Source organism: Devosia sp. BK, assembly GCF_032907385.1.
Classification (GTDB): domain Bacteria; phylum Pseudomonadota; class Alphaproteobacteria; order Rhizobiales; family Devosiaceae; genus Devosia.
This window is the reverse complement of record NZ_JAIMBX010000001.1, coordinates 1,032,138-1,044,899: the sequence shown is the minus strand read 5'-3', so window position 1 is coordinate 1,044,899 and position 12,762 is coordinate 1,032,138. Positions and strand designations below refer to the sequence as shown.

General features: G+C 60.5%; 9 protein-coding genes. 6 read left to right on the top strand and 3 right to left on the bottom strand.

Features of this window, described 5'->3' with window-relative positions; genetic code table 11:
• Positions 1 to 10 precede the first annotated feature (10 nt).
• Complete coding sequence (locus tag DevBK_RS05045; RefSeq protein ID WP_317184673.1) at positions 11 to 490, bottom strand: peroxiredoxin; 480 nt, start codon at positions 488 to 490, stop codon at positions 11 to 13.
• A 149-nt stretch (positions 491 to 639) separates the two neighbouring features.
• Here DevBK_RS05045 and DevBK_RS05040 point away from each other — a divergent pair, with 149 nt between their 5' ends.
• The gene (locus DevBK_RS05040; RefSeq protein ID WP_317184672.1) at positions 640 to 4,110 is read left to right on the top strand and encodes a DUF3971 domain-containing protein; all 3,471 of its coding nucleotides are present in this window, start codon (positions 640 to 642) and stop codon (positions 4,108 to 4,110) included.
• A 50-nt stretch (positions 4,111 to 4,160) separates the two neighbouring features.
• On the opposite strand, the gene tyrS is transcribed toward DevBK_RS05040, so the two are convergent.
• Positions 4,161 to 5,411 (bottom strand): tyrosine--tRNA ligase, encoded by a 1,251-nt coding sequence (tyrS, locus tag DevBK_RS05035; RefSeq protein ID WP_061907316.1) that lies wholly within the window; start codon positions 5,409 to 5,411, stop codon positions 4,161 to 4,163.
• Positions 5,412 to 5,583: 172 nt separating this feature from the next.
• The gene (locus tag DevBK_RS05030; RefSeq protein ID WP_062630263.1) at positions 5,584 to 6,246 is read right to left on the bottom strand and encodes an alpha/beta hydrolase; all 663 of its coding nucleotides are present in this window, start codon (positions 6,244 to 6,246) and stop codon (positions 5,584 to 5,586) included.
• A 280-nt stretch (positions 6,247 to 6,526) separates the two neighbouring features.
• On the opposite strand from DevBK_RS05030, the gene DevBK_RS05025 reads away from it, so the two are divergent.
• The 5 genes from DevBK_RS05025 (at position 6,527) to DevBK_RS05005 (ending at position 12,699) form a co-directional block, all read left to right on the top strand.
• Positions 6,527 to 7,672 (top strand): cysteine desulfurase family protein, encoded by a 1,146-nt coding sequence (locus DevBK_RS05025; RefSeq protein ID WP_317184671.1) that lies wholly within the window; start codon positions 6,527 to 6,529, stop codon positions 7,670 to 7,672.
• Between the two features lie 67 nt (positions 7,673 to 7,739).
• Entirely contained in the window at positions 7,740 to 9,269 is a 1,530-nt protein-coding gene (gene sufB, locus DevBK_RS05020) for a Fe-S cluster assembly protein SufB (RefSeq protein WP_062630265.1), read from the top strand.
• 113 nt (positions 9,270 to 9,382) lie between these two features.
• Entirely contained in the window at positions 9,383 to 10,144 is a 762-nt protein-coding gene (gene sufC, locus DevBK_RS05015) for a Fe-S cluster assembly ATPase SufC (RefSeq protein WP_317184670.1), read from the top strand.
• A 6-nt stretch (positions 10,145 to 10,150) separates the two neighbouring features.
• Positions 10,151 to 11,359, top strand: a complete 1,209-nt coding sequence (sufD, locus tag DevBK_RS05010) for a Fe-S cluster assembly protein SufD (protein WP_317184669.1) — start codon at positions 10,151 to 10,153, stop codon at positions 11,357 to 11,359.
• A gap of 119 nt (positions 11,360 to 11,478) precedes the next feature.
• Positions 11,479 to 12,699 carry a cysteine desulfurase gene (locus DevBK_RS05005; RefSeq protein ID WP_317184668.1) on the top strand — a complete coding sequence of 407 codons (1,221 nt, stop codon included), beginning with the start codon at positions 11,479 to 11,481 and terminating at the stop codon, positions 12,697 to 12,699.
• Positions 12,700 to 12,762 lie beyond the last annotated feature (63 nt).

The window sequence follows — 12,762 nt, the reverse complement described above, 5'->3', positions numbered from 1 at the left end:
ATGGGGGTTTTCAGGCAGATGCCGTGTTTTCACGTAAGGCACCAAGGACTTTTGCGGCGTGGCCCTTGATGCGCGTGGCGCGGATGATCCGCTCGATTTTGCCGTCGGTGCCGATGATGAAACTGGTACGGATGAGCCCCATGAACTCCCGCCCATAAAGCTTCTTGAGCTGCCAGAGCCCAAAGGCTTCGATCGCTTGCCGCTCGGGATCGGCAACGAGCGGGATCCGCAGGTCATACTTGGCGCGAAATTTCTGGTGCTTGGCGATGTCGTCGGGCGAAATCCCCTGCAACACGGCGCCCGCCGCTTCATACTCGTCGAGCAGGTTGGAAAACTCGACATTCTCGTCGGTGCAGCCGCCGGAATCATCCTCGGGATAAAAGAACAGAACAACGCGCTTTCCCCGGTGCGCCGAAAGCGTGAACACGCTGCCATCGTCGCGCGGCAAGGTGAAGTCCGGGGCAGGGTCGCCTTGGTTCAGATGTGTCATCGTGGGTCTCCCAAGTCCCTGATCCAATAGAGGGTGTCGGCGCCACATTCCAGCCGGTATCATTGTGCAATTGCAGCCCGGCGGGTGAATGATTCTGTGAGGAATTCTGCGGTATTGTAGGTTTCCTCAAGCTGGATAGACGTGAGCGAGTGACAATTCCGGCCGATCAGCCCGCACCATCACTGACATCTACCCCTCCGCCTGCGCGCTCTCGCCGGCTGCTCAAAATACTGGGCTGGATCTTTGGCGGCTTCTTTGCGCTGCTTCTGGTTCTCTATCTCGTCCTCCTGGTCACCCCGATCCGTCTGCCATTCTCCGGCGATACCGTGCGGAACGTGGTTCAATCCATGCTGCCCCCGACGTCGAAACTCGAAATGGGCGATCTCTCGATTGCCGTTGAAAGTGGCGTCTGGCCGGTCGTCCGCTTTTCTCCCGTCGTGCTCGACGATACCCAGTCGGGCGCGCAAATCGCGATGGATGCGCTGGAGGTCGGCTTCTCCCCGCTCCGCGCGCTGATGGGGCAGCCGGGGGCCTCGGTCACAGTCGTCGGCCCGCATCTCCAATTGGTTCAGGATCTTCATGGGCCGCGCCTCGGCCATATGGAGCTCGTCGAAAACGCCGATGGCAGCGTCCCGACCCTCCGGGTGCTCGAGGGCGATCAGGCCTATTCACCCATCGGCATTGGCGAGAAGGGACTGGCTCTGGGCGCTGACGGCACCAAGCTGCGCTCCGACAACGATTGGCTCGTCTATAATCTTGAATCGACCGAGGTTGCGCTCAGCGACTTCGTCAAGATGAGCACGCAAGGCCAATTCTCCAAACTGATCGTGCGCGACGCGACCATCGACATGACCGACTCTGTCTATGGGCTCTATCGGCGCTTTGATCAGGTCGATCTCGAAATCGGCCCATCAGCGGATGGCAAGCAAACCGCGGGCACGTTTGCCGCCCAAATCGGCGGCCGTCAGGTCTCCGGCACGATCGATCGTATCCTAGCTGATGATGGCACCTCTCGGCTCAAGGTCGATGTGCTCAATCTCGACTTCGCAGCGCTTTTGCCATTCATCGACGACGCAACCAGCATGGCCGCGATGCGTGGCGCCGGCGCGCTCTCAATCGACATTGGCTTCGATCCTGCTGGCGGCAAGCTCGTCGATGGCCAATTCCGCATCGATTTGACGGGCGTCGATCTGCGCATCGGTACAGATTACTTCCCCGTCGCCAGTTCGATCATGGTGATCGATTGGAGCCCTGAAACTGGCCAATTCGAATTGGCCGATTCCGCCATCCAGATCGGCCAGAGCGATGCGCGGATTTCCGGCACCTTCGCAATGGGTCTCGACGCCACTTATGGCCCGACCATCGGCATGTCGATCAAGGCGACCGATGTAACCCTCCATCCCAATGATATGGCCGCGCCGGAGTTGCCATTCGAGACCATGGACTTTTCCGGCTGGTCGGCGCCGCTCTATGGTGCCTTGGGCATCGATCGCTTCGTGGCGCGAAAGGGCGATGCGATCATCGAGAGCAAGGGCCGCATGGACATGCTCCAGGCCGGCCTTTCCGCTAGGATCAGCGTGGCCGGTAAGGGCGTCAGCGCCGACGATATCAAGCGCATCTGGCCCTATTTCATGGGCCAGGAAAGCCGCGACTGGTTCGTCGCCAATGTCACCAATGGCCAGGTGGTCGAAGCGCGGCTCAATTTTGACTTCCCGGTCGGTTCGCTCGGACCTGATGCCGAAGGCAAGCCGCTGCCCGATGGCGCCATGCAGATCGACATGACCGGGCAGAACGTCGCCGTCCGCGCGACCGAAGCCATGGATCCGATCAAGATCGACGGCATTACGCGCCTCCAGATCGACGATTCCAAGGTCACCATCTCGGCCGAAGGCGGCAAGGTCGACACGGCCGACGGCACGATCGATGTCCGCCGCCCCGCGATGATCTTTGACAGCTCTTCCCCCGATGACAGCATTTTCGAGGTTTCCGGCAATCTCTCTGCGCCCATTCCGGCGCTGCTGGCCATCACCAAGCAGTTGCAGCCCGATGCGCTGGCGCAAGCCGAATTGCCCATCGATCCAGCAACGCTAACAGGTACTGTCGATCTCGGCCTCGTCGCCACCATCGGCCTTGCCAACGAAGACACCGGCAAGCCGATGGAGATCGACTATGTCGTCAACGGCACCGTCGCCAATTTCGCCAGCAGCGCTCCGATCCAGGATCGCACCATTGCCAATGGCCAATTGAGCTTCTCCGCGACCCAAGAGGGTTATCACCTCGGCGGCTCGGCCGACATCGACGGCATGGAAGCCGAGCTTTCCGTTGACGGCACACCGACGACCGACCCCGCCTTCAAGCTCGGCGCCACCGTCGAGGTCGCCGATCTTGCCGCCTTCGGCTTCGATGCCTCGTCCTTCCTGTCGGGAAGCCTCCGCTTCATCGCCGAACCCGCCGCTGACGGCAGCATCAAGATTTCTGCCGATCTTGCCGATGCCGGCCTCGACTTCAAGGATGTCGGCATCCGCAAAAGCGCCGGCACCCCGGGCAGCGTCACGGCCACTGTCCGCCCGGACGGCGACGTGACCCATCTCGAAGACATCGCCGTCGGCTTCGGCTCAGTGCAACTGGCCGGCAAGGCGGATTACAGCACCAAGGATGGCCTCGTCCTCGCCGAGTTCAGCAAGGTAGCGCTCAGCGAAGGCGACAATGCCCAGGTGTTTCTCAAACCCGCCAATGGCGGTTTCGACGTGCAGATCCGCGGCGCCCAACTCGATTTAAAACCCGTGCTCAGCCAGTTCTTCAGCCTCGGGCAGGGCAGTGGCGGCGTACGCACCACGCAGATCAACCAAGCGCTCAGCCTCGACGTCAAACTTGACCGGGCGCTGGGCTACTACGCGACGACCGCCTTCAACGTCGATCTCAAACTCAGCCTTCGCGGCTCCAACCTCCGCCGTGCGACGCTCTCGGCCCAGTTCAGCGAGGGCAACGCTCTTTCGGTCACCACCAATCCCGCCCCCAAGGGCCGGACGATGACCGTTGCCTTCAACGATGCTGGCACCGTCCTCCGCTTCCTCGGGGTCTATTCCCAGCTTGCCGGCGGCACTGGCAGCCTCGTCCTCACCACCGACAGCGACGCCGATGCCGAAGGCGGCCGCCTGTTGATGAGAAATTTCGCCATCGTCGATGAAGCCAATGTCGCCCAGGTCCTCGGCAACCATTCCGATTCTCGCGCCGCCATAGCGCGCAACAACCGGCTCGATTTCGAAGCCGGCGAGATCGACTTCATCCGCCGTAGCGATCGTGTCGAAGTCACGCGCGGCATTCTCTCCGGCCCAACGGTCGGCGGCACCATGCGCGGCTTCATCTATACCGATAAGCGCCAATACGATCTGACCGGTACCTATGTGCCGCTCTTCGGCCTCAACAATGCCTTCCAGCAAATCCCACTGCTCGGACCGCTCCTCGGCGGTCGCGATGGCGAGGGCCTTGTCGGCGTCACCTTCGCCGTGCGCGGCCCGCTCGAGCAGCCACAGTTCCAGATCAACCCGCTCTCCCTGCTGCTCCCCGGGGCCTTCCGCGAGCTCTTCGAGTTCCGCGCCAACGAACTCCCGCAGCAATAAAAAAGGCGCCGCACCCAAGTGCGACGCCCAGAATCGAAGACTATAAAAACTTAGATTGGCTTGATCAGCGCATGCCGCTTCTTGCCGACCGAAAGCTTGATAACGCCCTCGTCGAGCAAAGCGTTGTCGCCAAGGCTGAGCTTGTCATCGTCGACCGTTGCGTCATTGACCTTCACAGCCCCCGACGCGACATGCCGGCGCGCTTCGCCGTTTGACGCTGCGAGACCAGCCTTCACCAGCGCATTCAAAATACCGATGCCCGAGGCGAGTTCAGCATGGGTCACCTCCGCCGTCGGCAAGGAAAGATCGATAGCGCCCGATTCGAAGGTCGCCAGCGCTGTCGCTGCCGCCTGGATCGCCGCATCCCGTCCGTGAACGATCGCGGTGATTTCGGTCGCGAGGATCTTCTTGGCCTCGTTGATCTCATTGCCGCCGAGCGCACCGATACGCTCGATTTCCGAGATCGGCAGGCGTGTGAAAATCTTGAGGAATTTCACGACGTCGGCGTCTTCGGTGTTCCTGAAATACTGCCAGAAATCATAAGGCGAGAAGAGATCGCCATTCAGCCAGACGGCGCCTGAGGCCGACTTGCCCATTTTTTCACCGGACGACTTCGTCAGCAATGGCGTCGTCAGCGCATAGAGCTGCGGCCCGCCCATGCGATGGCTGAGGTCGACACCGTTGATGATGTTGCCCCACTGGTCCGATCCACCCATCTGCAACACGGTGCCATAGCGCCGGTTGAGTTCGGTGAAGTCGTAGCCCTGCATGATCATGTAGTTGAATTCGAGAAAGCTCAGCGACTGCTCGCGATCGAGCCGCAGCTTCACCGAATCGAACGAGAGCATGCGATTGACCGAGAAGTGCCGGCCGACATCGCGGAGGAATTCGATGTAGTTCAGCTTCAGCAGCCAATCGGCGTTGTTCACCATCATGGCGGGGTTGGAGCCGCCATAGTTGAGAATATTGCCGTAGACACGCTTGATGCTCTCGATGTTCTCGGCGATCTGCTCGACCGTGAGCAGCTTGCGCTGATCGTCGCGGAAGGACGGATCGCCCACCATAGATGTGCCGCCCCCCATCAGGCTGATCGCCTGGTGACCGGTTTCCTGCAGCCAGTAGAGCATGGTGACGGTGATCAGATTGCCGATATGGATCGAGGTCGCCGTCGCGTCATAGCCGACATAGCCGGTGATCTTCTGCGTCGCCGCGAGCTGATCAAGCCCTTCGGGATCGGAAATCTGATGGATGAAACCGCGCTCATCGAGGACGCGGAGGAAGTCGGATTTGTATTTGGTCATTGGTGCGATCCGGAAATGTCGTGTTCTTCGCCGCGTCGGTCCATTTTCCGCTGCGTCATCCCCGCGCAAGCGGGGATCTCATGCGATGCGACAGGAGATTCCCGCTTGCGCGGGAATGACGTCGTGAATGTCTGGGCGCGGTAGTGAATGACCGCCCGAAAATGCGCTCTCTTTAGCGCCCGCCGCCGTCCGCGATCTCCTGACGGCGACGGTCGAGATACTCTGCGCAGGCCGTCGTCAGTTCATCCACCTTACCTTCGTAGAAGTGGTTGGCTCCTTCAACGATCTGCTGTTCGATGGTGATGCCCTTCTGCGTCTTCAGCTTATCCACCAGCTTCTGGACCGATTGCGGCGGCGCCACGCGGTCCTTGTCGCCATGGATGATCAGGCCCGACGACGGGCAGGGGGCGAGGAACGAGAAGTCATAGAGGTTTTCCGGCGGCGACACCGAAATAAAGCCTTCGACTTCCGGGCGGCGCATCAGGAGTTGCATGCCGATCCAGGCGCCGAACGAGAAGCCGGCGATCCAGCAGCCACGCGACTCGCGGTTGATGATCTGCAGCCAATCGAGCGCGGCAGCCGCGTCCGAAAGCTCACCGATGCCGTGATCGAAGACGCCCTGCGAACGGCCGACGCCGCGCGAATTGAAGCGCAGGACCGAAAAGCCGCGCTGAGCGAACATATAGAAGAGATTGTAGACGATCTGATTGTTCATCGTCCCGCCGAACTGCGGGTGCGGATGCAAAACGATGGCGATCGGCGCGTTCGGTTCCTTGCCCGGCTGGTACCGGCCTTCGAGGCGCCCCTCGGGGCCATTGAAGATAACTTCAGGCATGGTGTTTTCTGGCCTTTTTCGGCTCTGTCACTAAGCTGATCCGACTGGTCAGGAAATCGTCTGCGCCGCTTGACTATGGGCGGGACGATCCCTAAAACATGGGTCGAAAAAACCAGTTTAGAATGGTTCGAAATTCGGTTTTTGGCCGCGAGCGGCCACGTTGAGCGCCCCTTGTAATGAAAGTGGGCGGCAAATTTCAAGAAGTGTTTGGTTTCCGGGCCTTTCCATTGGCTCATTCCAGACATGCGGTTCTTTCGGGCATGTGGGCCCAAGAAGGCAGATGGCGAAAGAGAGCATCTATCTCGATCATAACGCCACCGCCCCGCTTCGTCCTGAAGCGCGTGCGGCGCTTCTTGCTGCGCTCGATTTGACGGGCAATCCGTCCTCCGTTCACGCCCATGGCCGCAAGCAGCGCGATCTCATCGAGACCGGCCGCGCCCAGGTCGCCCGCCTTGCTGGCGCCGAGACGCGTCAGGTGGTCTTTACGGGCTCTGCCACAGAGGCACTTACCCAAGCCATTGTCGGTGGCGCCAGAGCCTTTTCGGCAGGCGCCGTGGCGATCAGTGCTGGGGAGCATGCTGCGGTCGCCAAGGCGGCCGAGGCCACGGGCCTGCCTGTCCATACCATCGGTCTTCTGCCCGATGGCAGCATTGATCTCGATCAACTGCGCGCTGTGCTCACTAGAGCTGACGAAGACGGCACGACGCTCCTCGTTGCGGTGCATTGGGTCAATAATGAAACCGGCGTCGTCCAGCCCATCGGCGCGATCTCGGTGCTCGTTGGTCCGACCCGTCACACACTTGTGGTCGATGCGGTCCAGGCGCTGGGCAAGCTCGATCTGGATTTCGCTGCTTCGGCTGCCGATATGGTGGCCATCAGCGGCCACAAGATCGGCGCGCCGGCTGGGATCGGTGCGCTCTTGGTCAAAGGCCACGCCGACACGGTCCGCCTGATCCCTGGTGGTGGCCAGGAACAGGGCCGTCGCGGCGGCACGGAATCGGCAGCGCTGATTTCCGCCTTTGGCGCGGCGGCCGCGGCAGAGCGCATGGATATGAGTGCCCTTGAGGTTTTGACCAAGCGCGTCGAGGACGGGTTGAAGGCCATGGCGCCCGATACTGTCATCTTTGGCGAGGCAACAAGCCGCGTCGGCAATGTCGTCAATTTCGCCGTGCCGGGTATTCGCAGTTCGACGGCGATGATGGCGCTGGACCTTGCGGGGCTTTCCGTTTCGTCCGGCTCGGCCTGTTCTTCGGGCAAGGTCGGCGCGAGCCATGTGCTTCTTGCCATGGGCGTCTCGCGCGATCTCGCCGAATGCGCCCTGCGCGTCAGCTTCGGCTGGAATTCCACACTGGCGGATGCCGATGCATTCCTTGCCGGATTTGAAACGATCCTCGTTCGCCAGCGGCGCGCGGGAAAAGCGGCCTAGCCGCTTATAGATAGAGACTTCGTTCGCGGCGGCCTTGAACCGTCGATGGGCACAAAGGAGAAGCCTGATGGCGGACTACGATATTCCGACGCTCAAGGAAGAGATCGATCGCGAAACGGTTGAGCAGGTGCTCGCCCTCGACGTCGACAAATACAAGTACGGCTTCGAATCCGATATCGAGTCCGACGTGCTGCCGCCCGGCCTCACCGAAGAAACCGTTCGCTTCATCTCGGCCAAGAAAGAAGAGCCGGAATGGATGCTGGAATGGCGCCTCGACGCTTTCCGACGCTTTCAGACGCTTGAAGAACCAAACTGGGCCAAGCTCCACTATCCCAAGATCGACCTGCAGCAGATCAGCTTCTACGCGGCTCCAAAGAGCTTCAAGGGTCCGAAAAGCCTCGATGAAGTCGATCCTGAACTGCTCAAGACCTATGCCAAGCTCGGCATTCCGCTGAAAGAGCAGGCGATTCTCGCCGGTGTCGAAGGCGCTGCCGAATCCGTCGGCACGCCTTTTGGTGCCAATGTCGCTGTCGACGCTGTGTTCGACTCGGTCTCCGTCGTCACCACCTTCCGCGAAGAACTGGCCAAGGTCGGCATCATTTTCTGTTCGATCTCGGAAGCCGTGCGCGAGCACCCCGAGCTCGTAAAGCAGTATCTCGGCACCGTCGTTCCGGTCTCGGACAATTACTATGCGACGCTGAATTCGGCCGTCTTCACCGATGGGTCCTTCGTCTACATCCCCAAGGGCGTCCGCTGCCCCATGGAGCTGTCGACCTATTTCCGCATCAACGAAAAGAACACCGGCCAGTTCGAGCGCACGCTGATCATCGCCGACGATGACAGCTATGTCTCCTATCTCGAAGGCTGCACCGCACCGTCGCGCGACGAAAACCAGCTTCACGCCGCCGTTGTCGAGCTGGTCGCCCTCGACAATGCCGAGATCAAGTACTCCACCGTCCAAAACTGGTATCCGGGCGACAAGGACGGCAAGGGCGGCATCTACAATTTCGTCACCAAGCGTGGCGATTGCCGTGGCGTCAATTCGCACATTTCCTGGACCCAGGTCGAAACCGGTTCGGCCATCACCTGGAAATATCCGAGCTGCATCCTGCGCGGCGACGGTTCGCGTGGCGAATTTTACTCGATCGCCATTTCGAACGGCTATCAGCAGGTTGATAGCGGCACCAAGATGATCCACCTGGGCAAAAACACGTCGAGCCGTATCATCTCCAAGGGTATCGCCGCCGGCTTCTCGGACAATACCTATCGCGGGCAGGTCTCGGCGCATGCCAAGGCCAGGAACGCCCGCAACTTCACCCAGTGCGACTCGCTCCTCATCGGCGACAAGTGCGGCGCCCACACGGTTCCCTATATCGAAAGCCGCAACGGCACCGCCGTCTTCGAGCACGAAGCGACGACCTCGAAAATCTCCGACGACCAGATGTTCTATTGCCTCCAGCGCGGCCTCAACGAGGAAGAAGCTGTGGCTCTGATCGTCAACGGTTTCGTTCGCGACGTGCTCCAGCACCTGCCGATGGAATTCATGGTCGAAACCCAAAAGCTGATCTCGATCAGCCTCGAAGGTTCAGTCGGCTAAAACAAAAATCGCGGCCAACTCCACCTCTCCCTCTGGGGGAGAGGTCGCCCGAAGGGCGGGTGAGGGGGCTTTCAGACAAACACCGGCGACTAATTGGCGCCACGGAGAAGCAAATGACCACTCCCGTTCTTGAAATCCGCAACCTGCACGCCCGCATTGAGGATCGCGAAATCCTCAAGGGGGTCAATCTCGTGATCCCGCAGGGCGAAGTCCACGCCATCATGGGCCGCAACGGCTCGGGCAAGTCGACCCTGTCATATGTCCTTGCGGGCAAGGAAGACTATGAGATCACCGAGGGCGAAATCCTCCTCAATGGAGAAAGCATTCTTGAGATGGAGCCTGCCGAGCGCGCTGCTGCCGGCATCTTCCTCGCCTTCCAGTACCCGATCGAAATTCCTGGCGTCGCGACCATGACCTTCCTCAAGGCCGCCATCAACGCCCAGCGCAAGGCGCGCGGCGAGGGCGAACTCTCGACGCCCGATTTCATGCGTGCCGTCAAGGAAGCCGGCGCTCAGCTCAACGTCGATAGCGCCATGCTCAAGCGCCCGCTCAATGTCGGCTTCTCGGGCGGGGAAAAGAAGCGCGCCGAGATCATGCAGATGGCGCTCCTCAAGCCAGCTCTGGCCGTGCTCGACGAAACCGATTCCGGTCTCGACATCGACGCGCTGCAGGTCGTTTCGAAGGGTGTGAATGCGCTCCGCGATGGCAAGCGCTCCATGGTCGTCATCACCCACTACCAGCGCCTCCTCAACCACATCGTCCCCGATGTCGTGCACGTCTTCTCGGATGGCCGGATCGTCGAAAGCGGCGACAAGGATCTGGCGCTGCAGCTCGAAGCCAAGGGCTATACCGATTATGACGGTCAGGCGGCGTAACCAACCATGCGCCCAGCTTTTCCAGTTCGTCTCGGCGCTGCCGAGGAAACCCTGATCGCCCAGCTCAAGGCTGTCGGCGCTGACCAGGTCGCCGAGCGCGTCACCGTGGCTGGCCTCCCGACTCGCCGCGTCGAGGCCTATCACTATACCGACCTCAAGACGCTGCTGCGGACCATTCCGCCGCTGGCCCAGCCGGCCAATGAAGCGACGGGCACGGGTCTTCGTATCCCCGGCGCCTTTGCGCTCTCGATCGTCAATGGCGTCGTCCAAAATGCTGCGACGGCCCCCGAAGGCGTCATCGTCGGCAAGACCCATGGCGGCGTTTTGACCAATCGCGACGATCTGCTCGTCAATGTTAACGGAGTGCTAACGAAAGACGCCCTCAGCGTAACGCTTGAAGGCCAGGTGCAGCAGGTCATCCAGATCGATCATCGCATCGTGGGCGAAGCCGCCCATGTCGTTGATGCCACGAAGATTTTCGTTGCTGATGGCGCCTCTGTCGTCATCCTCGAAACCTTCTCCGGTTCCGAAGCGGCCCATGTCGGCAACCACGCGACCTATATTGCGCTGGGCAAGGACACCAATGTCACTCACGTGACGATCGACCTAAGTGCCCGTGCCACCTCGCATTTTGCGACCAACGAATATCACTTGGCCGATGGCGCCCAGCTTCGCACGCTCGTCGTCCACGCTGGTGCCAACCTTGCTCGCACTCATCTTTTCCCCAAGATGTCGGGTGCCGGTGCGCATGCCAACGTCACGGGCCTCAATCTGGTGTCCGACGGCCAACATGCTGATATTACGATGGAAACCACCCATGCGGTGCCGCACACCTCGTCGCAGCCGCTGTTCAAATCCATCACCCGCGGCCGCTCCAAGTCCGTGGTTCAGGGCAAGCTGATCGTCGCTCGCGATGCGCAAAAGACCGATGCCAAGTTTATGCATCAAGGACTTATGCTCTCCGACGACGCGGAAATCCTGTCGAAGCCCGAACTCGAAATCTATGCCGACGACGTCGTCTGCGGCCACGGTTCGACCTGCGGCAAGCTCGACGAAGACAGTCTTTTCTATCTCCTCAGCCGCGGTATCCCAACGACAGAGGCGGAGACCATGCTGGTCCGCGGTTTCATCGCCGAACTCATTGATCCGATTGAAGATGAAGCGCTGAACGAGGCCCTGCAAGGCATCGTCGACACCTGGCTTCTCGGGAAGTAATCCCCGGGTCGCATGTCTTCTGTTAAACTACCAGACGTGACGCGTTACTGCGCCACGTCCCGACCCACTCCAATCGTGGATTTGGGCCAGCGGCGACGACAGTCGCCACGGGACGAAACATGACCCTCGACCTCGAAAAAGTGCGCGCCGATTTTCCGATCCTGTCGGAAGTCATCCACGGCCATCGCCTGGTCTATCTCGACAGCGGCGCGTCGGCGCAAAAGCCTGTTCAGGTCCTCGACCGGATGGATTACGCCTTCCGGCACGAATATGCCAATGTTCACAGAGGCTTGCACACGCTCGCCAATCGCGCGACAGAGGCCTATGAGGGCGGGCGCGAGGCGGTGCGCAAGTTCCTGAATGCTGGTCGCATCGAGGAAATCATCTTCACCCGCTCGGCAACCGAGGCGATCAACCTCGTCGCCCAATCCTTTGCCGGTCCGCGCATTGGGGCCGGGGACGAAATCGTCACGACGATCATGGAGCACCACTCCAATATCGTCCCTTGGCATTTCCATCGCGAGCGCAAGGGCGCGGTCATCAAGTGGGTCGATGTCGGCGACGACGGCAGCTTCAGCCTCGATGCGTTTGAAGCGGCGCTTTCTGACAAGACCCGTATCGTTGCCGTTACGCATATGTCCAACGTCTTGGGCACCGTCGTCCCGATCAAGCAAGTCATTGAAATCGCTCACGCTCGGGGCATTCCCGTGCTTGTCGATGGCTCGCAGGGCGCGGTCCACACCAAGGTCGACGTGCAGGATCTCGGCGCCGATTTCTATATCATGACAGGCCACAAGCTTTATGGGCCGACCGGCATAGGTGTGCTCTACGGCCGCTACGATCTGCTCGCGGAAATGCAGCCCTATCAGGGCGGCGGCGAAATGATAGAGACAGTCAGCCTCGACACCGTCACCTATAATGAGCCGCCGCATCGGTTCGAGGCGGGTACACCACCAATCGTGCAGGCCATCGGACTTGGCGCAGCGCTGACCTATATGGAATCGCTCGGTCGCGACAATATCGCGGCGCATGAGCATGACGTGGCTGACTACGCACACGAAAAACTCAGCCGCATCAATTCACTACGCATGATCGGCACGGCGCCGGGCAAGGGCGGCATTTTCTCCTTCGAGATCGCCGGCGCCCATGCCCATGACGTCTCGACCATTCTGGACCGCTATGGCATCGCCGTCCGTGCCGGCACCCATTGCGCACAACCGCTGCTCAAACGATTTGGCGTTACCTCTACCTGCCGGGCGTCGCTCGCCCTATATAACGGCAAGGATGATGTGGACGCTCTGGTCGATGGCATCGAGCGCGCCCGTAAATTTTTCGCCTGAGAGGCTCAAGATGAGCGAAGATACGACCCCTGCCGCCGACGAACAGATCGATGTGCGCCTGCA